This is a genomic window from Paenibacillus pinihumi DSM 23905 = JCM 16419 (assembly GCF_000422505.1).
Taxonomy (GTDB): domain Bacteria; phylum Bacillota; class Bacilli; order Paenibacillales; family Paenibacillaceae; genus Paenibacillus_D; species Paenibacillus_D pinihumi.
Genome location: NZ_KE383864.1, coordinates 931,786 through 955,596, shown reverse-complemented (window position 1 = coordinate 955,596; position 23,811 = coordinate 931,786). Strand labels below are relative to the sequence as shown.

The following is a 23,811-nucleotide window of genomic DNA, read 5'->3' as shown; positions in this document are numbered from 1 at the left end:
ATGGGAGGTAAAGAAGCGGTTTTACAATTTTAAGGTTCATTCTGGATGTTGAGAACGATTTCAAACACATGACAGGGGTGCAAAGCATGCAACTAACCGAACGCGAAAAAGAAAAGCTGCTGGTGACAATTGCCGCCGACCTGGCACGCCGCCGGCTGAAAAGGGGAGTGAAGCTGAACTATCCCGAGAGTGTGGCTTTGATCACCTCAGAGGTGCTGGAGGGCGCTCGTGACGGCATGTCAGTCGCCCGGCTAATGGAATACGGGACGCAAATTCTCCGCGCCGACCAGGTTATGGAAGGCATTCCGCAAATGATTCATGAGGTGCAGGTGGAAGCTACTTTCCCTGACGGGACGAAGCTGGTTACGATTCATAACCCGATCGAAAGCTGACATTCTATCCGGGAAGGAGGCAATCATAATGATTCCAGGCGAGTACCGGACTCTGCCGGGCGAGATCAGACTGAATGAAGGCAGGGTAACGAGAGAGCTTATTGTGATCAATACAGGCGACCGGCCTGTGCAGGTTGGTTCCCATTATCATTTTTTTGAAGTGAACCGCGCGCTTGAGTTTGACCGTGAAGCGGCTTTTGGCATGAGACTCCATATTCCCGCCGGGACGGCTGTCCGTTTCGAGCCGGGAGAGGAGAAGCCGGTTGTTGTCGTCGGGCTTGGAGGGCGCAAGCGGGCTTTCGGACTCAACAATCTCACCCAGGGAACAGCAGTCCCCGGCCAGATCAGTGATGAGGTGCGCACAAGGCTTGAAAGGTGGAAGGATGGGCTGCCATGACGATTATGACCCGCAAGGAATATGCGCAGATGTTTGGTCCGACAACGGGGGATGCTGTGAGACTCGCGGATACGAACCTGTGGGCGCGGATTGAGAAGGATTACACGGTGTATGGGGATGAGTGCAAGTTTGGCGGCGGCAAGGTAATCCGCGACGGGATGGGACAGTCCAGCGGAGCGTTGCGTGCTGCCGGAGTGCTGGATACGCTGATCACGAATGCGGTCATTATCGACCATTGGGGAATTGTTAAAGCCGACATCGGGATCAAGGATGGCGTCATTGTGGGCATCGGCAAGGGTGGAAATCCGGATATTATGGATGGTGTCGACGAGGATATGATTGCCGGGGCCAGCACGGAGGTTATTGCGGGGGAAGGTAAAATTATTACCGCCGGAGGCGTTGATTCCCACATTCATTTTATTTGCCCGCAGCAAATTGAAACCGCGCTCTCGTCCGGTGTCACGACAATGATCGGGGGCGGCACTGGACCGGCTACAGGGACAAATGCGACGACGGTCACGCCGGGAGCCTGGCATATGCGGCGCATGCTGGAGGCGGCGGAGGCATTTCCGATGAATATCGGCTTCACCGGCAAAGGTAATGCCTCCTTCATCGAGCCGCTGGTCGAGCAGATTGAGGCGGGAGTGATCGGGCTGAAGCTGCATGAGGATTGGGGGACGACCCCGGCAGCGATTGATTGCTGTCTGGAGGCGGCGGATCTGTACGACATTCAGGTGGCCATTCATACCGACACGCTGAATGAGGCCGGATTTCTGGAGGATACGCTGGCTGCATTCAAGGACAGGACGATCCATACGTACCATACGGAAGGCGCGGGAGGCGGCCATGCGCCGGATATTATTCGTGCCGCCTCGTTCGGAAATGTGCTGCCCTCTTCGACGAATCCGACGCGGCCGTTCACGGTCAACACGATTGAGGAGCATCTGGATATGCTGATGGTCTGCCATCATCTGGACAGCCGGATTCCCGAGGATGTGGCGTTCGCGGATTCCCGTATCCGCCCGGAGACGATTGCTGCGGAGGATATTTTGCATGACATGGGCGTATTCAGTATGATCAGCTCCGATTCACAGGCGATGGGCCGCGTCGGGGAGGTCATCATCCGCACCTGGCAGACAGCCGACAAGATGAAGGCGCAGCGCGGGCTGCTGGAGGACGATACGGACAACGGGGATAATTTCCGGATTAAGCGCTACATTGCCAAGTACACCATCAATCCGGCGATTACGCACGGCATTTCGCATCTTGTCGGTTCTGTGGAGCCGGGGAAGCTGGCTGACCTGGTGGTGTGGAATCCGATGTTCTTCGGAGTCAAGCCGGATCTGGTGCTCAAGGGAGGGTCGATTGCCTTTGCCCAGATGGGTGACCCGAATGCGTCGATCCCGACGCCTCAGCCTGTATATGGGCGCCCGATGTTCGCCGCTTTTGGGAAAGCTGTACACAGCAGTTCGGTCACCTTCGTCTCGCAGGCGGCCTATGACCGGGGAATTAGGGAGGAGCTCGGACTTTGCAAACGGATTGAACCGGTCAAAGGCTGCCGCACAATCAGCAAGAAAGATATGATTCACAACGACGCGACCCCATCCATTGAGGTTGATCCCGAAACCTATCAGGTGAAGGTGGACGGTGAGCCTGTCACCTGCGAGCCGGCAGTATCCCTTCCAATGGCCCAGCGGTACTTTTTATTCTAGGAGGAATGCAGGGATGAAGGAGCAGGCGGCTTGGCTGGCAATGCAGCAGCTGCTCGATTCGGCACTGCCGATCGGCGGCTTCTCCCATTCCTTCGGACTGGAGACGCTTGTGCAGGAAGGCATTGTCCGCAGCGGGGCGGATTTGGAGCAGTATGCAGCTGCCATGATCAGACAAAGCTGGGCGCCCGGAGACACGATGATTATCAAGGCGGTCTATCGGGATGTGCCCCATCAGGCCTGGCAGAGGCTGTGGGAGGCGGAGCGGGGAATTCATGTGCAGCGCATCGCAGCGGAGACGCGCACAGGGATGGAGAAGATGGGCAACCGGCTGCTGCGGCTGGCGCTCGCGATTCATCCTCAGCTGGATTTGAGCAGTCTGAAGCAGGCCGTCAACTCCCGGCAATGCGCGGGCTCACACCCGCTCGTATATGGAATGCTCTGCTTCCGTCTGGGGATTTCGCTGGAGCGTGCTGCTCACGGCTATCTGTACACCTGTGTGATGACATGCGTGAATAGTGCCCTTCGCCTGCTGCCGATGGGACAGACGGAAGGGCAGGCCATTATAGCCCGGCTGCTCCAGTCTGTTGTGGAGGCATGGGAGGAGACGGCGCTGCTGGAGCCTGAGGAAGCCTGGACGAATATGCCGCTTGCAGAGCTGGCGATGATGCGGCATGAGACACTGTATTCACGGCTTTTTATGTCCTGATGGACTGTGTCTGGAAAGGGAAGGGCAGGAATGTTTAATTTCGCGACAGGTATGCGACTAATGGGAGGAATGTGCAATGTGTCAAGGAACAGGACATCATCACCATCATAATTGGGAACAGCCGGCTATGGATCGTTCCCGTCCGGTGCGAATCGGCATCGGTGGGCCGGTCGGCTCGGGCAAGACGGCTCTGCTTGAGACAATTGCCCGGGAGCTGGCTCATAAATATAGTCTTGGCGTCATCACGAACGATATTTATACGAAGGAGGACGCTCAAATTTTGCTGAACACCGGTGTGCTTCCCGAGGAGCGGATCATTGGTGTGGAGACGGGGGGATGTCCACATACAGCGATCCGGGAGGATGCGTCCATGAATTTCGAAGCGGTAGAGGAACTGCAAGGGCGTTTCGACCATCTTGATGTCATCTTCATCGAGAGCGGGGGAGATAATCTGGCAGCGGCATTCAGCCCGGAGCTTGTGGACCGTTTTATCTATATAATCGATGTCGCGCAGGGTGAGAAGCTTCCGCGCAAGGGAGGGCCGGGCATTACCCGTTCTGATTTGCTGCTGGTGAACAAAATTGATCTGGCACCCTATGTGGGAGCAAGGCTTGAGGTAATGGAATCCGATACGCAAAAGGCACGTGGAGAACGGCCTTATGTATTTTCCAATCTGCACGGGGGGCAGGGCGTGGATCGGATTATCAGCTGGATTGAGCATGAGCTTGCCCATGCGCATGGCATCCCGCATCATCACGCCTGATCCGGGCAAGGCCGCAGAGCTCCGCGCCTCCTTCACAGCAGCCGGCGGCAGGACAGTGCTGGCAGGCAAGTATCATACAGCCCCTCTTAAAATCGCCAAAGCCTTCCCTCTTGAGCATCAGCTAGGTGTCATTATGATGGACGTATCGCCCGGACTGCTGGACAGGGACTGTTATGAGCTGATCTGGGATGCGGATACGGGGGCTTGTGTACATCTAACCAATCAGAGCTATACGAAGGTGCATCCATGCCAGCCGGATTCCCGGGCCATCATGAAGCAGTCATTCCGGCTGGGTGAGCATTCCGTTGTGGAAAGCATGATGGAGCCGGTCATGCTGTATATGGATGCCGCATTGTACAATGAAACGAATGTGGAGCTAAAGCCCGGAGCGGTATGGATGCAGTCTGAAGTGCTGTGTCCCGGACGGGTGCTGCGTGGAGAGCGGTTCCGGTACCGGGAACTGGATAACCGGCTGCGTGTCTATTATGATGGCGAGCTGATCTTCGCCCAACGCCAGCGGGTCATTCCCGCACTTCATCAGATAGAGGGGCCGGGAGCATGGGAGGGGTACAGCCATCTGGGAACCTTCTACTGTTTTTCGGATGCTGTACGGCCAGGACATGCGGGAGAGGTTCGGATTGCCCTGGAGTCGTGCCCTGTCCGTCCCGGCCGGGAAGTGAAAACGGGCGTGTCGCTGACAAGCCGTCATGGTCTGGCAGTAATGGTTGCAGGGAATACGGCGTGGGAGGTTCAGAAGGTGCTTCTTGCAGCGTGGCAGGCAGTACGCAGATTGCTGCTGGGCTGGCCTCCGCTGCGGTTCCGCAAATAGCCGGAGCCTGACAAGCAAACAGCTGTTATGTACGGGAGTGACAGCTGTATGCTTGTTTTTTTCTGCTTCAAATTTTATGCAAGAATAACCTCAGTTGCTTATGGCTGCTCTCCTGCTTCAAGCTTCAATCGTGCTGCCCTGCTCCTTCTTCTTCATAAAGGCCAGTCCCCAGTCCTCCAGATGGTTGAGAAGCGGGATGAGTGTGTTGCCAGTCTCGGAAAGTGAATATTCCACTTTGGGAGGCACCTCCGGGTATACTTTGCGGATGATCAGTCCGTCATCCTCCAGCTCGCGGAGCTGCCGGGTCAAGGTGCGCTGGGTGACATCCGGCAATATCCGGCGAAGCTCATTGAACCTTCGTATTCCCTTGGTCGACAGATGGTAAAGGATCATAATTTTCCATTTCCCCCCGATTGCCTGTACGGCGGTTTCTACGGGGCAGGTGGTCATTTGTTGCTCTTGCATGGCGCGTCTTCCTCTCCGGACCCGGTATCCAAAAGGATACTATAGGACAATAATGTGCGTACTTACGTTTCTGAACGGGTCACGATATTATACCTATAGTAGCACAAAGGTGCTGAATTTTTGAACCGGATGGGGGAGGAAGTACGATGAGTAATATCAAAGAACAAATCGTAGTCTTAGGTGCAGGGGGGACCCAGGGCGGGGCGGTAGCTGAACGGCTGCTGGCTGAAGGCTGTGCTGTCCGTACAATTGTGCGGACAGAGGCCAAGGCGGAGCAATTGCGGCAGCGTGGAATTGATGCAGTTGCGGGAGATTTGCAGAATATTCACAGTCTGAATGAAGCTTTTGGCGGGGCGGATAAAGCCGTGATTTTACTCCCGGTGGAATATGACCGCGACAAGGTAACAGCTTACATCAAGCATGTTGTGGAGGCAGCCCGGGCAGCAGAGCTAAAACTGCTGGTTATTAATACAGGTCTGCGTCTGTCTCTTGATAAATCGAATACTGAAGTGATTGAAATGAAGCGTGAATTGGTCCAGGCGGTCCGTTTGAGCGGAATCCCATCGATTATACTTGAGCCGACGTTGTACTTTGAAAACTTCCTGATGCCTGGCGTATTGAGTGAAGATACGCTTGCTTATCCTGTGCCGGAGGATCAGCCGGTCGCGTGGATCAGCATTGATGAGACTGCTGCCTGTACAGTGGAGGCAATCAAGCATCCGGAGCTGGCGGGCACCAGTATTAAGCTGGGCGGACCTGAGTCGCTGACCGGCAAGCAGCTTGCCGAACGGTTCAGTCAGGCGCTCGGCCGGCAAATCGCCTTCTTTTTGCTGCCGGTTCCGGCCTTCGAAGGAGCTGTTGCTCCTGCAATTGGAGCTCAAAATGCCGCAGGTCTTGCCGGGCTGTATAGCTGGATTGGTGCTAATAGCGGGCAAGTGGCAAGTGTTGGAGCTTCGGTCAAACTGGATGCTGTCCCTGTGACATTATCCGCATGGATAAAGGAAAAGGGGATAAAGTAGATTCCCTGCAGCCGCATTTTGGAATGATTCTGTCCGGCGGCCTGCAGCAAACTGAACAAAATTTTAAAAGGCAGATGAGCTGCATGTTGCACTCATCTGCCGCCTTCAGAACATCGTTGCGTGTATGATCCAACATTAACTTCACAAACTCAAACTGATTCAACCAGTTCATGGACCGTTCAAAAAGTTTGGAGCCAATCCCAAATTTTCTGTACCCTTTTTAACTGCTCCTCGTCCTTGAAACAGCGCTCTGCAACGGTAAAAGATAATTTTCTGTTGCTTCTTATCGATGATCTCATTTGTGAAACAGTTATATCATATTGAGAATGGTCGGTAAATAATTATTCAAAGAAAAAACCCCAGGTTGTAAATAACCTGGAGTTCTCAACAAATTGAAAGCAGATAAGCTGCATTTTACACCATCTGCCTTCTATATAAGTTGAAAAAGAAAACAGATGCGATCGGAAGAATCTTTTACACGCACGTTCTCCTCGAATTCTTTTGACTTTTTAACCAATGGAAACTTGGTGGGTATCACCTTTTGCCACTTCAACCAGAATGAATGAACGCACAATTCCGCTTTCAGCAATTTCAGTTTGAGCTTTGACCTGCTGGCCGTTATGGATCAGGAACTCAGCTTCGCTATTGAATGCTGCCTTCCATGTAAAGGCTTCGCCTTCCTGCGAGGTTACGGTGGTTTCCTTGTCTCCATTATGACGAACGGCAATCGTGCGGTCCAAAATTGGAATTTGGCTCAGCTCTGCCCATGGCAGCTCTTCCGTCAGTCTTGGCAATGTTGTAATCGTCTGTTGTCCGTCTGCACTGATCCCCATCAGGCCGGCAGCATAAGCGCCAACCACACAATAGGAAACTTCCGGATAATCCCGGCGGTCGAGTGCAGGGTCGACCAGTTCCTTCAATTCACGATAGCCTTGCTCGTTACGGTCGAAGCGGTAGTACGTATCCGGAAGATAGGTTTTGCCCTCCACGTTGGCAACGCCGTTTTTCTCCAGATCGATGAGAGCTTTGTTCAAAAGGTCCAAGTTCTTGACGGTCCCAAAATAAAGGGGCAGGAAGGTTCCTTCAGCATTGTAAGCCTCCAGATAGCTTCTGTCCTGAAGCAATGCGCCGTAGAAGCGTCCGGCTTTCTCGTTCCACCAATTGGATTCATAAAATTGCTCCAGCTTGCGAGCCTTGGATTCGTACAGCTTGGCTTGCTCAGTCTTGCCGTCCAGCTCCAGGAAGCGCGAGTAGGCCAGGTAGCCGACGATTTGTGCAGCGATCATGTCTCCGCCATGCAGAGGCTGCAATCCGGCTTCATTATAAGTTGCAAGACCACGGCGCCCGTATTCCCTGTAATACTCCAAAATGCCGTCCCCGTCTTTATCCCAGGTCTGCACAAAGTCTTCCATTGTAAGCTGGTAGAACTTGTTCATCTCTGGATGTTTCAAATACTCGGTATCTCCGGTCCATAGATATTGACGGTAGCAGGCATCAATCACGTCAAAGTTGGCCGGGAGGTTATACCAGAAATCCTCGTCACTGTCATAATCAACTTCAGCTGGTTCATCCGCTTTGGTAATTTCCCAGAACGTACACCAGTCACGGGACTTGGCAATGTTCTCGGCAAATTTAATCATCATATTTTTCGTAAGCGGGCTTAAGCCGAGCACGGAAGCACCGAGACTGTGATGCGCGACATCACGCATGCAGAATGCTTGGCGGTTCGGCAGGGCTGCTTCATACCAGAGTCCTACCGGGTCTTCGCCGAAATGGGCATATGCCAACGCTTGTTCCTTGGCCCAGACGAATCCGTCGTTCAGATAAGCGTCCGGAGATTTAAAAGTGACCTGGGCAGCTTGTTGTTTCAATTCGGTATTTGTCGTCATAATCTTAACTCCTGTTAGTTGTTGGATTAGTTCTCTTTAGATCCGGAGAAGGTGAGTCCTTCCATAAATGCTTTCTGTGCTGCAAAAAACAGAATAATACATGGCAGGGTAATGACGACTGCCGCAGCCATCAACAGGTTGGTTGAAGTTGCGAACGTTCCCTGGAACCCTGCGAGACCAAGTGTCAGCGTCTTCCACTTGTCGCTGTTGATATAAATCAGCGGTCCCATGAAGTTGTTCCATGAGCCCATAAATACCATAACCCCAACACCGATAAGTGCCGGCTTGGATAATGGCAGGAAGATGACCCGCCAGATTTTGAAATACCCACACCCGTCTATAATAGCCGCTTCCTCAAGACCGACAGGCAATCTGGAATAGAACTGGCGGAACAGGAAGATATAGAAAGGCGAACCGAAGAATGCAGGTACGATCAACGGATACAACGAATCAAGCATGCCGAGATTCTTGAACAAAATAAATTGGGGAATCATCGTTACTTCACCCGGAAGAAGCATCGTTGACAGCACGAGCAGGAACAAAATGCCGCTGCCCTTTACTTTGAACCGTGCAAAAGCATAGCCGACCAGTGAACAGGACAGAACTGTACCGATAATCGGGAAGATTGTCGTTAATAGCGTATTAATCAGATAACGGCCGAATGGGAACGAGGTCAATGCTTTGACATAGTTATCCCACCGCCACTCGCCAGGCCACAGATTCATTCCGGAGACGGCGATTTCCTCCAGGCTTTTTAGAGAAGCGGAAATCATCCAGACGAAAGGATATAAGAACGCCACGCCGCCTGCAATCAAGACCAGATAGGCTAAGATGTTAATCGCTGTTTTTGAATTCTTACGCTCTTTTTTTGCGGACATGACGTTTTTTCCCTCCATACTGCTCGGTTTCATAGTAAACCCATAGCGCGCTTCCCCGGAACACGAGCACTGTAAACAGCAAAATAATGATAAACAGTACCCACGCTAATGCGGAGCCATAGCCCATCTTGAACCACATAAAGGCGTTCTGGTACAAATAATAGGCGTAGAACAGAAGCGAGTTGTCCGGTCCGCCGTTATTCAGGAAGCCCTGGGTGAATGTCTGGAACGCGCCGATCATGCTGGTTACCCCGTTAAAGAACAGGATCGGTGAAATTTGCGGGAGCGTAACGTGCCATACTTTGCGCGCAGTGGTGGCTCCGTCAATTTCAGCTGCTTCATATAGGCTGGTTGGAACATCCGATAATCCGGCCAGGTAAATGATCATGTTGCCGCCTACCGTCCATAAGCTCATGATGATAACGGCGGGCATCGCCCAATCCGGGCTGGAGAACCAAGTCGGCCCTTCGATACCGAAGACGCCAAGGATAGAGTTGACCAGACCGACGTTCGGATTGAAAATCCACAGGAACAGCACCATCTGTGCTACACCTTGTACAAGGGTAGGCAAATAATAGATGGTACGGAACAAGTAGATGCCCTTAAGTTTCAAGTTCATCAGCAGGGCAATTGCCAGTGACAGAACAACCTGGAGCGGAACGCTGACCAGGGTGTAATAGAAGGTTACGGCAAGTGATTTATAAAACATCGTATCCTTGAACAGCATCTGGTAGTTGCCTGTGCCAATCCATTTTGGATCACTGACAACCTCCCAGTTCGTAAAGCTGATATAGAAAGAGAAGATCATTGGACCGATTGTAAACAGCAAAAAGCCTATGATCCAAGGCGAGATAAACAAATAAAAGCTGGCTGACCGGATATGGACAATCTTTTTCTTGACCAGTATTCTGGCTACAGCGAAAATAATGACGTATAAAACGGCAATGATCGACAGAAACGGGAGAAGCGGCAGCAGAGCTGCCGGCATTCCCATCATCTCGAACATATTATAGATTTGTTCAATTATTCCATTCATAGTTGGCTCCCGTTAGTCCTGTTGTAGAATTTTATTAATGTTTTCCGCTACCTTCGGGAAAATGACCTTCACGTCCTGATTTCCGATGCCGATAGGGGTCAAATCGGTAATCATTTTCATCTCTTTACTGATTTCATTCGTGCGTTTTTGCGCTTCCTGATTATGCTGGTTTTCAGATGCCAGAACGAATGCTTTCAGGTTTTTGCCTTCAAAGATATCTTCGAATGCTTGTGTAGCTGTAGGGAGAACAGGAACGCCATAAGCAGTTTTGTTCCCGCCGATTATATCTTGTGCTTGCTGATTTTGTGTCAAGTGATCGACGAACAGCTTTGCAGCCTCGGCATTTTTGGAAGTTTTGCTAATCGCCAGACCATCAACCTCTTTTGTGCCGCCATTGCCAGGGAAAGGAACGAGATCCCATTTGAAGTTTTTCACTTCCGCCATTTGCGGGATGTACCAAGGTCCGAAATCTGTGAACATGCCGATTCTTCCGGCCAGATACCAGTCCATCATGCTTTGGCCCTGCTTCTCGGTGTCGTTTGGCACAATTCCGGCTTGCTTCGTGCTGATAATATATTCCGCAGCTTGGATCGCTTCCGGAGAATCGATCGTCGAACGGGTGTTATCAGGAGAATAATGGGAAGCGCCGAAGGAGTAGAGCATGTTTCCGATCCAGAGAGGCTCAGAACCGTAAATTTTGGTTTTGCCTTCGCCTTCCGTAATTTTCTTCGCAATTTCATCGAACTGCTCCATGGTCATTGGCTCGGTCTTGCTTGGAAGTGCAATGTTATGCTTTTCGAACAGATCGATATTAATCGCCATAACCTTTGGTTTGATGATAAATGGAACCGCATACGTTTTTCCTTGATAAGTCATCGACTCGACAAGAGAAGGGGAGCTGAATTTGGACGAGTCCGGATTCACTTCCTGGAATGCGTTTGCGAATCCTGGCAGGTCCCCGCCGGAGACAAGAATGACGTCTGGCGCTGTTCCGCCGGCAATCATCATTTGCAGCTTGGTCAGGTAGTCGCTCTGAATCCATTGATTCTCAACCTGTACATCCGGGTATTGCTTCTGGAAGTCTGCGACGACATTCTTGATCGCATCGGCCTCGGTTTGAGCGCCCCAGAATGCGAAGGTGATTTTCCCTTTCGGTCCGCCTTCAGCAGAACTGCTTCCTGTGTTGGAGCCTGTATCTTTACTGTTGCCACATGCAGCCAAACTAATGACCAGCAGCAATGAAACAACTATAAATAACCATTTTTTCATGTTATTTCCTCCGAGTTGTTTTTTTAAATATAAGAGCTTGCAGCTCAGCTGCAAATTCTTATATTTCCCGCGAAACACAGCTGCCACTGTTCAAGGCGCGGCAGCCGATTCCGCTTGTACAGCCAATGATGAATTCTTGATGAACCCGTCCATATTTTCCTAAGTTTATGAGATCGCTTGCTCTGAAGCTTCTTTGTGGTTCGAACCACAGCTGCTTCGTATGATCAGCTTGGACGGCAGCACAACCTTGAGCGGAACTTCCCTTCCACCAATTCGCTCCAGCAGCATTCTTACAGCAGTTTGCCCCATTTGTTCTGTAAAAATTTTCACAGTGGTCAGCGGCGGGTTGGAGTATGAAGCCATCTCAATATCATCGATTCCGACAATGGCCACATTCTGCGGGATTTTGAGTCCTGCTTCCCCAAGCGCTTTGCATGCTGCAAGTGCCATCGGATCTGAACCTACCAGATACGCTTCCGCGAGATTTTGCTTATCGATCGCTTGTTTCATAAGCTGATATCCGGTAGACATGGAAAAATTGTTGCCGATGTGCACATGCTCCGGATCATACATGTTTTTTTGCTTCATATAAGCTTCAAAGCTGCTTTGGCGCTGGTCGACCGAGTCGATGCCGGAATTGGAACCGAAGCGGTTGATGAAATCCCGTGAGCTGATCAGTCCGATCTTCTTGTAGCCCAGCCCGATAAGATGGTCCAATGCAGTCGTTGTCACCTTCTCGAAATCAACAATAACCGAATCAAACCGGTTCTCATCTGGAGAATAATCAATAAAGACTACATTTTGAATTCTGCTGAAAAAGAGATTATAAGGATCGAATTCGAATTTGCCGATGACGATCAGTCCGTCCAGACCGGAAAGACTTTCATACGATTCATGGTTGACCCAACGGATCGTCCGGGTAATATGGAGGCCCATCTGGTTGAATTCCTTCTCGATTTGAAGCCGGATTGACAAGTAATAAGGGTCCTCGGATTCAAATTGCTCCGAACAGAATGTTACCAGCCCGATTTTGTAATCTTTCAGATGCGCTGCGCGTTTCGCTTGCTGGCGCCCTGCAACTTTGTATTGAAGCTGCTCCGCGGCGGACAATATTTTTTTTCTTGTCTCTTCTAGAACAGATAATGAAGGATCGCCGTTAAGCACACGCGAAACTGTGGATGGAGAAACGCCGGCCAAACGGGCAATATCACGAATTGTAGCCAAATCAAATCACCTTTTCCCTAATATTTAAGAAACACCCCTCACAGTTATTTTATATTTTTTGGACTCTTATTGCCAATGCCTAGATTAATGTTTACTAAACATTAGCGAATAACTTGATGGATTCATTATATAAGACTCCATTTTATTTGTAAATAGTTAATTTGAGATCGTTTTCATGAAAAATTTCGAGTAAATTGACTGTTATATTATTTCGTAATAAAATTTTGTTTACTGATTGTTTCGTAAAACGTATAATCGAATTTAGTAAAATGAATAGGCTAACCAGCCAAAGCAGCAGGAGGAATTATGAAAACATTACTTCAATCATCCATTCCCGAAATAAAGATCAGCGGTACAAGCGATGCTTTTCGAGGGTATACAGAGATCAAAACGCTGGAGGACGAGGTATTCCTCGTCACAATCAAGCTGCAAGCAGACAAGAAGCAGCTTCCCCCCGTGTATAAAATCAGCTGGTCGGAGCAGGCTGCAGATATCCATGCGCTATGGCATCCGGGTGCTGACCGAAACAAGACATTCCAGGCGGACTGGGCAGAGGGCTTTCAGTCGAAGAATACATCTCTGGCGCCTGTGGTCAGCTTGTACAATATGGCGGGGAGAAACCGTCTTACTTTTGCGTTCTCCGATGCTTTGAACAACCTGTCCATCCAGGCTGGCATGCATGAGGAGGACTCCACTTTCCTGTGCACAATCACTTTGTTCGAGGAGCCGATGCCGGAGATTGACTATTATGAAGCAAAGCTGCGCATTGACAGGAGAAATATTGCTTACTACGAAGCACTTGGCGGGGTGTCCCGCTGGTGGGAGACGTTCCCCGGATTTGAGCCTTCAAGTGTTCCGGATATCGCGCTGCAGCCGATGTATTCCACCTGGTACTCCTATCACCAGGAGCTAACGGCAACCGAGCTGGAAGAGCAGAGCAAGCTGGCCAAGGAAATTGGCTGCGAGAGCATTATTGTGGATGACGGCTGGCAGACGGATGACAACAACCGGGGCTATGCCTATACCGGGGACTGGGAAGTGTATACCGGCAAAATCCCGGATATGCGCAAGCATGTGGATGCCGTCCATGCGACAGGGCTGAAATATATGCTGTGGTACTCCGTTCCGTTCATCGGGAAGAAAAGCAGGATTTGGGACAGATTCAGCGGCAAGCTGCTGGGAGTTATTGACGGATTGGATGCGGGAGTTCTTGATCCCCGTTACCCGGAGGTGCGGGAGTATCTGATTGGCATTTATGAAAGAGCGGTATCCGAGTGGGACATCGACGGGTTGAAACTGGATTTTGTCGACAGCTTCAAGCTGTTCCCGGGCCATGACGGAGAAGCGCCTGAGAACCGGGATTACAACTCTGTGCCGGAGGCGGTAGACCGGCTGCTTACCGATGTCATGTTGCGGGTGCGCAAGATCAAGCCGGATATTCTGATCGAATTCCGCCAAACGTATATCGGACCGCTGATGAGAAAGTACGGCAATATGTTCCGAGCCAATGATTGTCCGAATGATTCGATTCAGAACCGGATCCGCACGCTTGACCTGCGCCTTTTGTCCGGGAATACGGCTGTCCATTCCGACATGATTATGTTCAATTATAAGGAGCCGGTGGAAAGTGCAGCAATGCAGCTTGTAAATGTCATTTTCTCTGTGCCTCAGATTTCGGTCCGTCTGGAGGAAATCGGAGAGCCGTATCTGGAAATGATCCGCTTCTGGCTGGAGTTCTGCAAGGAGCATGGGGAGACATTGCTGAAAGGCGAGCTCACACCGACCCAGCCTGAGCTGCTGTTCCCGCTTGTACGGGCGAAAAGCAGCGGCAAGGAAATTATTGCGCTCTATGCCAATCTGGTTGCAGTTATCGAAGAAGCGGCAGATCAGCTTATTGTGGTGAATGGAACTTACAATGAAGCAACAGTTGTCAAATGTAACCGTACATTGGGCCGGTATGAGCTGACTGTGAAGGATTGCTGTGGCCGGATTGTCGAGTCGCGAGCTATGGAGCTTGAGGAAGGCCTGCATGAAATCGCAATTCCAAAAGCAGGAGCTGCCTTCTTTACGAAGCTGTCTGTATAAAAAGTGTCAAGGAACTGACTCTGGTCCGTTGTGGACAGGGTCAGTTTTTTCATTTGCCGGCAGGGGAGACAAAGGGGTTAAAGGCCCGGATTGCCAAGCAGTTGCTTACCGGACTTCATTCAGATCAGCAGGTTCCAGTCGTGACGCGGCTGATTATAGATTTTCAGTAAAACGGGAAAAAGAAAGAAGCGTATGCGGGGTATGCCGAACGAAGGTCAATGGACGAATTAAAACGGATAACCGGGGCGGAAGCTTGACCTGCCTTTATGAAAATGAAAGGATTCTAATGTTTACATTAAAGGGATTCCGCCGCAAAAGTCGAAATATTGCTCTAATCAGGTTGGCAAAAACCGCCAAATACTCATCGAAGGGAGCTTACTTTTGAAGAAATTTATCCTATCCATAGTGGGTGCTGCGGTGATATTCGGAGCCGGAGCAGGAACGTCCTATGCAGCGGAAACGCCTAAATTAAGCGAATCGATTGACCAGGTAATGGGAACGCCCTATAAATGGGGAGGCACAACCGTAGAAGGCTTCGATTGCTCGGGTTTTATTCTGTACATATACAACCAGTTCGATGTTCAATTGCCGAGAACGTCCAAGACCCAAGCGGAAGCGGGCACACAGCTTGAGAAAGACGAGCTGCGCTCCGGCGATCTGGTATTTTTCAATATTGATGGAAAAGGCATCTCCCATGCAGGAATTTATGTAGGGGACGGACAATTCGCCCATTCTTCCAGCAGCAAGGGTGTTACAATCAGCAAGCTGTCAGAGCCCTATTATGAGAAGCGTTACGTGACTGCGCGCCGTGTCATTTCCGGACAAGATGATGCACAATAATACATAGACAAGCAGGCCGGGCATGAATCCTCGAGATTCTTTGCCCGGCCTGCTTGTTTTATATCTTCAATTTAAATGTGGATTGTTATTTGGCAACCGGATATAAATTGTTGTACCGTCATGGCTTTCGATCCGGACACTGCCGCCGTGCGCTTCGGTTAGCCTTTTGACAATGGTTAGCCCGATTCCGCTGCAAATTTGAACAAAATTGACATTCCGATTGCCTATCAACTACAATCCGTGTGTGCAAGAAAACGCTTTATGTCTAATTGTTGTGTTATTGGGGGAGGGGAGAGTATTGAGAAAGCAATGGATTGTTATTGCTGTAATTGTGCTTCTCGCAGGAATTGCTGCCTATCAATCATCAAGCGATAACCGGGAGGAGCTTCCGAGAGCGGGGTACCAGGCGCCGCAGTTTTCTTTGCCAGGGCTTGACGGGAATGACTACTCGCTTGCAAAGCTTACTAATAAACCGGTGGTACTTAACTTCTGGGCTTCCTGGTGCGGGCCTTGCCGGCTTGAAGCGCCGGAGCTTGCCCGTTTATATGAGAAATATAAAGACCAAATTGAAATCTATGCGATTAACGTAACTTCCGGAGACAAGGTAGCGGATGCGCGTGCCTTTGCAGAGGAATATAGTTTTTCCTTTCCGGTGCTGCTTGATGAGAAGGGGGAAATCGCCAAGAAATATGGCATCCGTCCGATTCCGACGACTTTTTTTGTAAATGCGGATGGGAAGATTGTTGATTCTGTTATTGGGCTGGTGGACCCCAAATCAATGGAAGCAAAATTTAAGCAGCTTTTACCTTAGCAGGTGACTGCTAAATGATTTATTCAGGAGTGATTGTAATGCAGGAAGTTTTACAGCTTGGCCCGCTGATGATTCGAATGGATTGGCTGACACTCGCTTTATCCGGACTGGGCGGATATGCTGCCATGTGGTTGCAGTGGAAGCGGTCCTCTTGGAGTGGCCGTCCCGTTCTTGATCCGCTTTTTAATGCGGTGCTGATTTATTTTCTTGTCTGGAAGCTGAGCCCCCTTGTATTGTCTCCTTCTATATTAAAAGAGCCTCCGATGTATTGGCTGATGGTCTCCGGCAATGCCGCCGGAGGGTGGACAGGCTTTGTAATTGGGGTCATTTATTTGGGACGTGCGTGGAGAAAGCTTGATGTTCCTTGGAAGCTTACACTGGATTTGCTGGCTCTTGGGGGTATAGCGGCCATGCTGATATACAGCCTGCTCGGATGGAAGTATGGTACAGCAACTTCATTGCCGTGGGGCATTTCGATTGAAGACCCGGCTTTTGCCTATCATCCTGTTAATGTGTATCGCCTGTTGGTCATTATGCCGATGTTTATTTGGCTGTGGCGTCGCAGAGTATGGTTTGGTACAGGGAAATGGATATCTAATGCATTGACTTATCTTGGGATGGGCTTGACGATCGTTTCTTTTTTCAATGTGAAAACGAAGTGGCTGCTTGGTTTATCAGGGGAGCAATTTGTGTATGTGATGATGATGGTTCTCGGTGTTATACTGTCAGCGCGTATCAACAACAGTAAAGAGGGCAGGTAAAACGGATTGTTTTCATAATGTGGAGAAGTGAAAATTACGAGTTTCCGCTTAAAATATAATGAAATATGGGTTAAACTAGAATGGCGCAGTAAATATCGTATGAAAGGGGCAGCAGCCCGATGGTGGATAAAAAAATAAGCAGCTCGTACAGCGAAGTTCTCATTCGTGTGGACGAGGCGTTCCGCCAGCTTCGAAGTCATCAACTTTCCCAATGGAATAAGGTCGATATAGCAGGTCTCGGACTGACGCAAGCGAGAATACTGTTAAAGCTTGAAGAAGAGGGGCCACAGAAGGCGTCTGCCCTTGCCGAGATGCTGTTCGTTACTTCCGGTGCGATTACAGGACTGGCCGACAGCCTGATCAGCCAGGGTCTAATCATGCGGGAGCGCGGGGAGCAGGACCGGCGGGTTGTCATGCTGGAGATTACCGATGCGGGCCGTCAACTTGTAAATGCGATTCATAACAAGCGTCTGCAGCTTATGGAGCAGCTTGTAGCGAATTTGACCGAGGATGAAATTCAGGAACTGGCAAGATTGCTGGAGAAGCTGACTCCCGGAGGAAACCGGTTATGCGGCGGAGCTTTTGCTGACTCCTCTAGCAATAAAAACAAGGATTAAGAGGTTATCCCCGTCTAAACAATGTGATTGCCGGGCAGCGGTATGCAGTGGTTATTTCCATTTGGAATGGCTCATACTAGTTGCTGAAGACATCATTAGCGGCGGAGGAATCAAGATGACGGAGCGCAAAGGAATTAATAAAAATATTGTATTAACCGGTTTGATTATCGGATTGTTTTTTAGTGCTATGGAACAGACAATCGTCGGAACGGCAATGCCTACGATTATAGGAGAGCTGCAGGGCTTTTCCATTATGGCCTGGGTTACGACGGCTTATTTGATTACATCTACTGTTATCGTTCCGATTGTGGGCAAGCTGTCAGATTTGTACGGGCGGCGCTATTTGTACTTGATCGGGACGATTGTGTTTACAATAGGCTCGGGTCTATGTGCGACGGCAACTACGATGGAGCAGCTTATTTTGTACCGGGCTTTGCAGGGCCTTGGCGGCGGGATGGTAATGCCGTTGTCGCAGACAATAATCGGGGACATTTTTACCGCGGAGCAGCGGGCAAAATGGCAGGGAGTGTTCGGTGGTATTTTCGGACTGAGCTCTGTCATCGGCCCGTTTATCGGCGGTTTTCTTGTCGATGCGATAAGCTGGCATTGGATTTTCCTTATTAATGTACCATTTGGTTTATTGTCCGCAATCTTTATTTTTACGGGGATGCGCCGTGAGCTTGTTGCCCGGCAGGATAAGGTCTATATCGACTATGCGGGGATTGCAGCGCTGGTCCCATTTCTTGTTTTGCTGCTGCTTGGCCTGTCGCTTGGCGGGGATAAGTTCGCCTGGAATTCGGCGACCAGCTACTGGCTATTCGGCGGCTCGGCATTGCTCCTGATTGCGTTCTTGCTAATAGAGGCCCGGGCGAAGGAACCGATTCTCGATCTCAGCCTGTTCCGCAACCGGGTATTCAGTGCTGCGAACGGGCTTGGTTTTCTTCTTGGATTTGCAATGTTCGGGGCAATCATTTTTGTCCCGTTGTTTATGCAGGGAATTCTCGGAGTTTCGCCGACAAAGGCGGGCTCTACAATGACGCCGATGATGATTGCGCTGATTGTTGCGAGTATTATTGGCGGAAGGCTGCTCTTGAAGATCAGGTATAGAGGGGTTCTGGCATCAGGGATGATTATTGCGGCAGTCGGGTTTTATCTCATTAGCAGGATGAGTATTGATACTTCCCAGTTTATTGCTTATTTCAATATGATCATTCTCGGCTTGGGGATGGGTCTGGTCATGCCGACCTTGATGATTGCGGTGCAAAATGAATTTCCCAAATCTCAGCTTGGAACCGTAACGTCAGCCGCAACCTTTTTCCGATCAATCGGCGGGACGATTGGCGTCACGATATTCACTGCCATTATGAATCACAGGCTCCAAAGCAATGTGGCGGATGCAACAGCCGCGGCGCAAAATGATCCGGCTCTGTCAGCAGCTGTCACTGCCATGCAAAAAAATCCTGATGTGGATTTGTTCAGTATTCTGATCCGGCCGGAGCTGCTGCAAAAGATCGGGCTTCCTGCGGAGCTTCAATCTAAAATTATCAGTCTGATTCAAGCGGCATGGACAAATGCCTTTTCAATGGTATTTCTCAGCGGACTTATATTTGTGGCGATAGGGGTAATTGTCGCCCTGCTTATCGGCAAGGGACGCATCAAGTCGGACAAGGAAAAACAGGAGGCTGTACCGGCAAATGCGGTCCGTGAATAAATGAACAGGATAGAAGGATTTTGCAAGAGTTTGTAAGCCCACACCCCCTGCATCTGTGATACAATAATTAAATTCGGATGTCATGCGATTGACAGCCAATTTATGCAGGGGGTTATAGTGTGACGGAAATAAACAAGCTCAGCAGCCAGGATGAATTTGTCGGTTATTATTTGTTGAAGGAGCTTGAGGTCAAGCAGACAAATAATACACCGCCCAAAGATTATTTTGATATTGTGCTGTGTGATGCAAGCGGTCAAATCTCGGCGAAATATTGGGATGTCTCCCCGACAGACAAGGAAACCTTTTTCCCAATGGGCCTTGTGAAAATACAAGGGGTTGTCCAAACGTATCGCGAGCGTCTTCAGGTGAAGATTATTCGTATCCGCAAAGCGGAGCCGGAGGACGGGGTCACACTGACGGACTTCATCCGGTCAGCGCCGATCCGTCCGGTTGATCTGATCCATACGATCAATCAGGCAGTGAAGGATATTGCCGACGATGAAATCCGGACACTGGTCGAATTTTGCGTGGGCAAAGTAGAGGAGAAGCTGATGCACTACCCGGCTGCCAAAACCCATCATCACGCCTATTATGCAGGGCTTGCCTATCATATTGTCAGAATGCTGGAGATTGGCGACTTTTTGTGCAGGCAGCGGCCGTTCCTCAATGCGGATTTAATCCGTGCCGGAATTATTCTCCATGATATTGCCAAACCGGAGGAAATGGTTGCCCAACTCGGCATCGTCTCAGAGTACAGCGTACAGGGCAAGTTGCTCGGCCATCTGGCGATGGCTTCGAATTGGATTACGGAGGCGGCCATACATAGCGGTATTGATCTGCAATCATCCAAGGTGCTGGCTTTGCAGCATATGGTGCTGTCTCACCACAATCTCGGGGAATGGGGGAGCCCGGTGCAGCCGCAGATGGCGGAGGCCGTCGCACTCCACTATATTGACTCCCTGGATGCCAAGTTGCAAATGGTCGAGGATGCGCTCGACACGATGCCGATAAACGAGGAATGGACGCCGTTCATTCGTGGGCTGGAGAATAAGGCGATTTATAAAATGAAGCTATAGGGTTCGGTTGAGAGGCTGCGAGATAAAGGGTTCTTCCGATTGCCAAGCGAAAACGAAATTGCCTAAAACTATTAGGCAGTAGCGTTTCGCGTAGAAATATAAGAGAATCTGCGATTCATCAGATCGCTCTTATATTTTGTTAAAGACCGATTTCTATGATGAGATTTAGCTTATGTAAGAAATCGATCTTTAAAGGCAAGCACTTCGTTTCTCCAGAACCCTTTATCTCTCCGCCATTAACCTCACTGGAGTGTTTTGCAGTTCAAATATCGGCAAAATTTTGCCGATATTTTTATGTGAACACCTGATATTTAATTGAAGAAATACCTCTACACCGTTGCTGAATCAAATATATTGAGAATCCATTTTATTGGAAATTCATGATTGTATAAATAAATGATTTCACTTATGATTGTAAGTATATCTATAGCAGAAGAATTTCTTTAATTCTACGTGAATTTAGAAGCATGACTTTAGATATTTTTTAGCTTCTTTGGTGCGAATGTGAAGCTCCCATGATTTTCCCGGGTCCTTCGCACCTCGAAATTTGTCGAAAACACAGTGGATTCACTTGTTTGGCAAAATGTCAAGAAAATATTTATATTTTTCAGCATAGTTTTAGCGAAAATATTAGGGTGTTTACACCTAAAATGGGCGAGAACTGCCTTTTTTCGCTGTCGCACTCTACGTGAGTGCGTGGATTGAAACCAGCACGTCCCGCGCCCGCATCGATTTTTTATAGTCGCACTCTACGTGAGTGCGTGGATTGAAACCGTAATCAGCGATGGTAGACGTCTCCTGCATCTGGCGTCGCACTCTACGTGAGTGCGTGGATTGAAACTTTGTCTCTTGATGTAGACCCCAATAGTGGATGGAGTCGCACTCTACGTGAGTGCGTGGATTGAAACTGTACACCGTGTTGGTGTGCTGCTATTACAGCCTGCGTCGCACTCTACGTGAGTGCGTGGATTGAAACATCTGCGGTAAGGGAAGTTTGTCGTGCCAACTCCTTGTCGCACTCTACGTGAGTGCGTGGATTGAAACCCCTGCTGCCCTCCTTGCAGAATGGAAGGGTCAACGGTCGCACTCTACGTGAGTGCGTGGATTGAAACATGTTGCAGACCTCCTATTTAATGTCGCTGTGACGTCGCACTCTACGTGAGTGCGTGGATTGAAACAACTCGCTGAACGAAGTCTCTCCACCTGCGATAATTGTCGCACTCTACGTGAGTGCGTGGATTGAAACTCCTGTAATTTCTTAACGATGTCTCCTAGTTTGGTCGCACTCTACGTGAGTGCGTGGATTGAAACTTTTCCGACATAGCGAATCATGAAGTACCCGAACGTCGCACTCTACGTGAGTGCGTGGATTGAAACGGCCGGATTCGCACACAGAGCGTTCGTTCCGTAGTGTCGCACTCTACGTGAGTGCGTGGATTGAAACTACTACGCCGCCCTTTTCGGTCACTTCCGACCACGTCGCACTCTACGTGAGTGCGTGGATTGAAACAGGGCGTGCTGGCTGGAGCCTTTGCTGTGTTTGGGGTCGCACTCTACGTGAGTGCGTGGATTGAAACTCCAACATGGTCACTGCGTCCTGCAGTTTGTCTGAAGTCGCACTCTACGTGAGTGCGTGGATTGAAACACCGTCAGACATCAATTCGCACTCCAGAGCTGATACAGTCGCACTCTACGTGAGTGCGTGGATTGAAACCACATCATGGGAATTGCAAACAAGAGTGGATGTCCGTCGCACTCTACGTGAGTGCGTGGATTGAAACATGTGCTTCCAATTGTTATCACCCACAAATAATTATGTCGCACTCTACGTGAGTGCATAATGGAACCCGTTAGTTAAGAGGAATACGGGGTGAGATTGCTGATAGCGGGCACCCTTGGGGTGGGTACTGAGCTCGCAATTCAAGCAATTATGTAGAACTTTTGCACAAAATGAGCTAGCGAAGAGATGAAGGGATTCTGGAGAAACGGAGTGGTTGCCTTTAAAGACCGATTTCTTACCTTGTATTATTAGATAAGAGAAATCGGTCTTTAACAGCAATCGGAAGAACCCTTCATCTCGGAGCGTTCCCCCAGCCCAACCTAATTAGCGCTATTTTAATAAATCCATCAATCCCCCCTTTTTTTTCCACTCTAAATCTTGAATTGTTAAACAATCTGTGTAGTTCTGCCGATATATAAAGTGAATGTAAAAATAGGCCGATTGAACCATTATGAGTTTGTAAGATTATTGGTGCTATGTAAAGCGTTTTCACGGAGGAGTTGCGGCTAATGGAGAGCCCTAACAAAGCTTTTCTCGGCATGAGCCTTAGAAGAGATTTGTTTAATCATAACGGAGTATTTATCGCACCTGCGCGCACGCTACTGAATGAGGAACAGATTGAATTAATTGACCGGCATGGCATCCAGCTTGAGAGCCACGATGTACAAGCAGTAGAGAAGAAGCCGGCCGTGCAAGGTCAAATTGATTCGACGACGGCCTATGTCACCGAATTGTTTGATAAAATCCGTTATTCCAAGACGATTCCGCTTCTGACCATTCGGGAGGAGATTGTTCCTGTTATTCAGCAGACAGCCGGTCATACGGATTTTTATGAGCTGATTGCCACACTGCAAACGAAGGATGACTATACCTACCGGCACAATATTGCCGTAGGCGTGCTGTCGACCCTGATCGGCCGCTGGATGGGATTGCCGCATTCGGAACTGACACAATTAACACTTGCAGCCACACTGCATGATATCGGCAAGCTGAAAATTCCTCCTGATCTTTTGCTCAAGCCCGGCAAGCTGACGCACGAGGAATTTGAATTAATCAAGAAGCATACGATTTTTGGCTACCAAATGATCAAGGATACGGTAGGCGCCACCCATTTGCAGGCCCTTGTAGCGCTTCAGCATCATGAGCGGCAGGATGGGAGCGGGTACCCTCTCGGTCTCCAGGCAGGGCAGATTGTTCCGTTCAGCCGAATCGTGGCCGTCGCAGATGTATTTCATGCGATTACTTCGGACCGTCCATACCGGAAGGCATCTCCCATGTATGAGACCTTGCAGCAGATGGATCAGCATGCATTCGGAGAATTGGACCCGCACATCTGTAAAATGTTTATTGATAAAATGATGCAGTCGATGCTCAGCCATGAGGTGCTGCTGACGAGCGGGCAGACTGGCACGATTGTCATGATAAACCCGCACGCACCGCTGCATCCTCTGGTCAACGTGGATGACCAGTTTATTGATCTGAGTAAACATTCCGCTCTGCAAATTGTGCAGGTCGCACCCAAGCAATAACGATACATACGAATATTACCCG

At 49.6% G+C, this 23,811-nt stretch carries 22 protein-coding genes and 1 CRISPR repeat array; of the genes, 15 read left to right on the top strand and 7 right to left on the bottom strand.

Features of this window, described 5'->3' with window-relative positions:
• Nucleotides 1–86: 86 nt before the first annotated feature.
• The 6 genes from H583_RS0118595 to H583_RS0118570 all read left to right on the top strand — a co-directional run bounded on the left by H583_RS0118595 (nt 87) and on the right by H583_RS0118570 (nt 4,799).
• Complete coding sequence (locus tag H583_RS0118595) at nt 87–392, top strand: urease subunit gamma (protein ID WP_028561788.1); 306 nt, start codon at nt 87–89, stop codon at nt 390–392.
• A 28-nt stretch (nt 393–420) separates the two neighbouring features.
• Nucleotides 421–789 carry an urease subunit beta gene (locus tag H583_RS0118590; RefSeq protein WP_028561787.1) on the top strand — a complete coding sequence of 123 codons (369 nt, stop codon included), beginning with the start codon at nt 421–423 and terminating at the stop codon, nt 787–789.
• Nucleotides 786–2,501 carry an urease subunit alpha gene (ureC, locus tag H583_RS0118585; protein WP_028561786.1) on the top strand — a complete coding sequence of 572 codons (1,716 nt, stop codon included), beginning with the start codon at nt 786–788 and terminating at the stop codon, nt 2,499–2,501. Before H583_RS0118590 ends, ureC begins: the two co-directional genes overlap by 4 nt.
• Before the next feature lie 13 nt (nt 2,502–2,514).
• Nucleotides 2,515–3,207 (top strand): urease accessory protein UreF, encoded by a 693-nt coding sequence (locus H583_RS0118580; protein ID WP_028561785.1) that lies wholly within the window; start codon nt 2,515–2,517, stop codon nt 3,205–3,207.
• 76 nt (nt 3,208–3,283) lie between these two features.
• Nucleotides 3,284–3,970, top strand: a complete 687-nt coding sequence (gene ureG / locus H583_RS0118575) for an urease accessory protein UreG (RefSeq protein ID WP_028561784.1) — start codon at nt 3,284–3,286, stop codon at nt 3,968–3,970.
• A complete protein-coding gene (locus tag H583_RS0118570) occupies nt 3,927–4,799 on the top strand; it encodes an urease accessory protein UreD (RefSeq protein WP_245585935.1) in 873 nt (290 codons plus the stop codon). Before ureG ends, H583_RS0118570 begins: the two co-directional genes overlap by 44 nt.
• A gap of 117 nt (nt 4,800–4,916) precedes the next feature.
• Here H583_RS0118570 and H583_RS0118565 read toward each other — a convergent pair whose 3' ends face one another.
• Nucleotides 4,917–5,264 (bottom strand): winged helix-turn-helix transcriptional regulator, encoded by a 348-nt coding sequence (locus tag H583_RS0118565; RefSeq protein ID WP_028561782.1) that lies wholly within the window; start codon nt 5,262–5,264, stop codon nt 4,917–4,919.
• Between the two features lie 146 nt (nt 5,265–5,410).
• Here H583_RS0118565 and H583_RS0118560 point away from each other — a divergent pair, with 146 nt between their 5' ends.
• On the top strand, nt 5,411–6,283 hold the full coding sequence (locus tag H583_RS0118560; RefSeq protein WP_028561781.1) for an SDR family oxidoreductase: 873 nt from the start codon (nt 5,411–5,413) through the stop codon (nt 6,281–6,283).
• Nucleotides 6,284–6,792: 509 nt separating this feature from the next.
• On the opposite strand, the gene H583_RS33435 is transcribed toward H583_RS0118560, so the two are convergent.
• From H583_RS33435 to H583_RS37045, 5 genes are all read right to left on the bottom strand, one after another.
• The gene (locus tag H583_RS33435) at nt 6,793–8,172 is read right to left on the bottom strand and encodes a glucosidase family protein (protein ID WP_051236616.1); all 1,380 of its coding nucleotides are present in this window, start codon (nt 8,170–8,172) and stop codon (nt 6,793–6,795) included.
• Between the two features lie 26 nt (nt 8,173–8,198).
• Complete coding sequence (locus H583_RS0118550) at nt 8,199–9,050, bottom strand: carbohydrate ABC transporter permease (RefSeq protein WP_051236614.1); 852 nt, start codon at nt 9,048–9,050, stop codon at nt 8,199–8,201.
• Complete coding sequence (locus tag H583_RS33430) at nt 9,028–10,086, bottom strand: carbohydrate ABC transporter permease (RefSeq protein WP_081667330.1); 1,059 nt, start codon at nt 10,084–10,086, stop codon at nt 9,028–9,030. The genes H583_RS0118550 and H583_RS33430 overlap by 23 nt, the downstream gene beginning before the upstream one ends.
• 12 nt (nt 10,087–10,098) lie before the next feature.
• Nucleotides 10,099–11,355 (bottom strand): ABC transporter substrate-binding protein, encoded by a 1,257-nt coding sequence (locus tag H583_RS0118540; protein ID WP_028561779.1) that lies wholly within the window; start codon nt 11,353–11,355, stop codon nt 10,099–10,101.
• A gap of 165 nt (nt 11,356–11,520) precedes the next feature.
• Entirely contained in the window at nt 11,521–12,579 is a 1,059-nt protein-coding gene (locus H583_RS37045; protein WP_028561778.1) for a LacI family DNA-binding transcriptional regulator, read from the bottom strand.
• A gap of 306 nt (nt 12,580–12,885) precedes the next feature.
• Here H583_RS37045 and H583_RS33425 point away from each other — a divergent pair, with 306 nt between their 5' ends.
• Nucleotides 12,886–14,664: a glycoside hydrolase family 36 protein gene (locus H583_RS33425; RefSeq protein WP_051236611.1), complete on the top strand. Its 1,779-nt coding sequence runs from the start codon at nt 12,886–12,888 to the stop codon at nt 14,662–14,664.
• Nucleotides 14,665–15,045: 381 nt separating this feature from the next.
• Nucleotides 15,046–15,504 (top strand): C40 family peptidase, encoded by a 459-nt coding sequence (locus H583_RS0118520; RefSeq protein ID WP_028561777.1) that lies wholly within the window; start codon nt 15,046–15,048, stop codon nt 15,502–15,504.
• Nucleotides 15,505–15,570: 66 nt separating this feature from the next.
• Here the strand turns inward: H583_RS0118520 and H583_RS36180 are convergent, their stop codons facing one another.
• Nucleotides 15,571–15,735 (bottom strand): ATP-binding protein, encoded by a 165-nt coding sequence (locus tag H583_RS36180; protein ID WP_081667328.1) that lies wholly within the window; start codon nt 15,733–15,735, stop codon nt 15,571–15,573.
• 67 nt (nt 15,736–15,802) lie between these two features.
• Between H583_RS36180 and H583_RS0118515 the strand changes: the two genes are divergently transcribed.
• The 6 genes from H583_RS0118515 to H583_RS0118490 all read left to right on the top strand — a co-directional run bounded on the left by H583_RS0118515 (nt 15,803) and on the right by H583_RS0118490 (nt 23,789).
• Nucleotides 15,803–16,315: a TlpA family protein disulfide reductase gene (locus H583_RS0118515; protein ID WP_028561776.1), complete on the top strand. Its 513-nt coding sequence runs from the start codon at nt 15,803–15,805 to the stop codon at nt 16,313–16,315.
• 38 nt (nt 16,316–16,353) lie between these two features.
• Nucleotides 16,354–17,076 carry a hypothetical protein gene (locus H583_RS0118510; RefSeq protein ID WP_154665915.1) on the top strand — a complete coding sequence of 241 codons (723 nt, stop codon included), beginning with the start codon at nt 16,354–16,356 and terminating at the stop codon, nt 17,074–17,076.
• Nucleotides 17,077–17,195: 119 nt separating this feature from the next.
• Nucleotides 17,196–17,693, top strand: a complete 498-nt coding sequence (locus H583_RS33420) for a MarR family winged helix-turn-helix transcriptional regulator (RefSeq protein WP_051236609.1) — start codon at nt 17,196–17,198, stop codon at nt 17,691–17,693.
• A 115-nt stretch (nt 17,694–17,808) separates the two neighbouring features.
• Nucleotides 17,809–19,404, top strand: coding sequence for an MDR family MFS transporter (locus H583_RS0118500; RefSeq protein WP_036709944.1), 1,596 nt, complete (start codon nt 17,809–17,811; stop codon nt 19,402–19,404).
• Nucleotides 19,405–19,523: 119 nt separating this feature from the next.
• The gene (locus H583_RS0118495; protein WP_028561773.1) at nt 19,524–20,480 is read left to right on the top strand and encodes a 3'-5' exoribonuclease YhaM family protein; all 957 of its coding nucleotides are present in this window, start codon (nt 19,524–19,526) and stop codon (nt 20,478–20,480) included.
• A gap of 676 nt (nt 20,481–21,156) precedes the next feature.
• Nucleotides 21,157–22,261: direct repeats of the CRISPR family, unit length 32 nt; unit sequence GTCGCACTCTACGTGAGTGCGTGGATTGAAAC.
• Nucleotides 22,262–22,769: 508 nt separating this feature from the next.
• Nucleotides 22,770–23,789: an HD-GYP domain-containing protein gene (locus H583_RS0118490; protein WP_028561772.1), complete on the top strand. Its 1,020-nt coding sequence runs from the start codon at nt 22,770–22,772 to the stop codon at nt 23,787–23,789.
• Nucleotides 23,790–23,811: the final 22 nt, after the last annotated feature.

Bases quoted from the DNA above. Each gene is read 5' to 3' on its own strand.
- H583_RS0118595 (WP_028561788.1), top strand. From the start codon at position 87: ATGCAACTAACCGAACGCGAAAAAGAAAAGCTGCTGGTGACAATTGCC.
- H583_RS0118590 (WP_028561787.1), top strand. From the start codon at position 421: ATGATTCCAGGCGAGTACCGGACTCTGCCGGGCGAGATCAGACTGAAT.
- ureC (WP_028561786.1), top strand. From the start codon at position 786: ATGACGATTATGACCCGCAAGGAATATGCGCAGATGTTTGGTCCGACA.
- H583_RS0118580 (WP_028561785.1), top strand. From the start codon at position 2,515: ATGAAGGAGCAGGCGGCTTGGCTGGCAATGCAGCAGCTGCTCGATTCG.
- ureG (WP_028561784.1), top strand. From the start codon at position 3,284: ATGTGTCAAGGAACAGGACATCATCACCATCATAATTGGGAACAGCCG.
- H583_RS0118570 (WP_245585935.1), top strand. From the start codon at position 3,927: ATGAGCTTGCCCATGCGCATGGCATCCCGCATCATCACGCCTGATCCG.
- H583_RS0118565 (WP_028561782.1), bottom strand. From the start codon at position 5,264: ATGCAAGAGCAACAAATGACCACCTGCCCCGTAGAAACCGCCGTACAG.
- H583_RS0118560 (WP_028561781.1), top strand. From the start codon at position 5,411: ATGAGTAATATCAAAGAACAAATCGTAGTCTTAGGTGCAGGGGGGACC.
- H583_RS33435 (WP_051236616.1), bottom strand. From the start codon at position 8,172: ATGACGACAAATACCGAATTGAAACAACAAGCTGCCCAGGTCACTTTT.
- H583_RS0118550 (WP_051236614.1), bottom strand. From the start codon at position 9,050: ATGTCCGCAAAAAAAGAGCGTAAGAATTCAAAAACAGCGATTAACATC.
- H583_RS33430 (WP_081667330.1), bottom strand. From the start codon at position 10,086: ATGAATGGAATAATTGAACAAATCTATAATATGTTCGAGATGATGGGA.
- H583_RS0118540 (WP_028561779.1), bottom strand. From the start codon at position 11,355: ATGAAAAAATGGTTATTTATAGTTGTTTCATTGCTGCTGGTCATTAGT.
- H583_RS33425 (WP_051236611.1), top strand. From the start codon at position 12,886: ATGAAAACATTACTTCAATCATCCATTCCCGAAATAAAGATCAGCGGT.
- H583_RS0118510 (WP_154665915.1), top strand. From the start codon at position 16,354: ATGCAGGAAGTTTTACAGCTTGGCCCGCTGATGATTCGAATGGATTGG.
- H583_RS33420 (WP_051236609.1), top strand. From the start codon at position 17,196: ATGGTGGATAAAAAAATAAGCAGCTCGTACAGCGAAGTTCTCATTCGT.
- H583_RS0118500 (WP_036709944.1), top strand. From the start codon at position 17,809: ATGACGGAGCGCAAAGGAATTAATAAAAATATTGTATTAACCGGTTTG.
- H583_RS0118490 (WP_028561772.1), top strand. From the start codon at position 22,770: ATGGAGAGCCCTAACAAAGCTTTTCTCGGCATGAGCCTTAGAAGAGAT.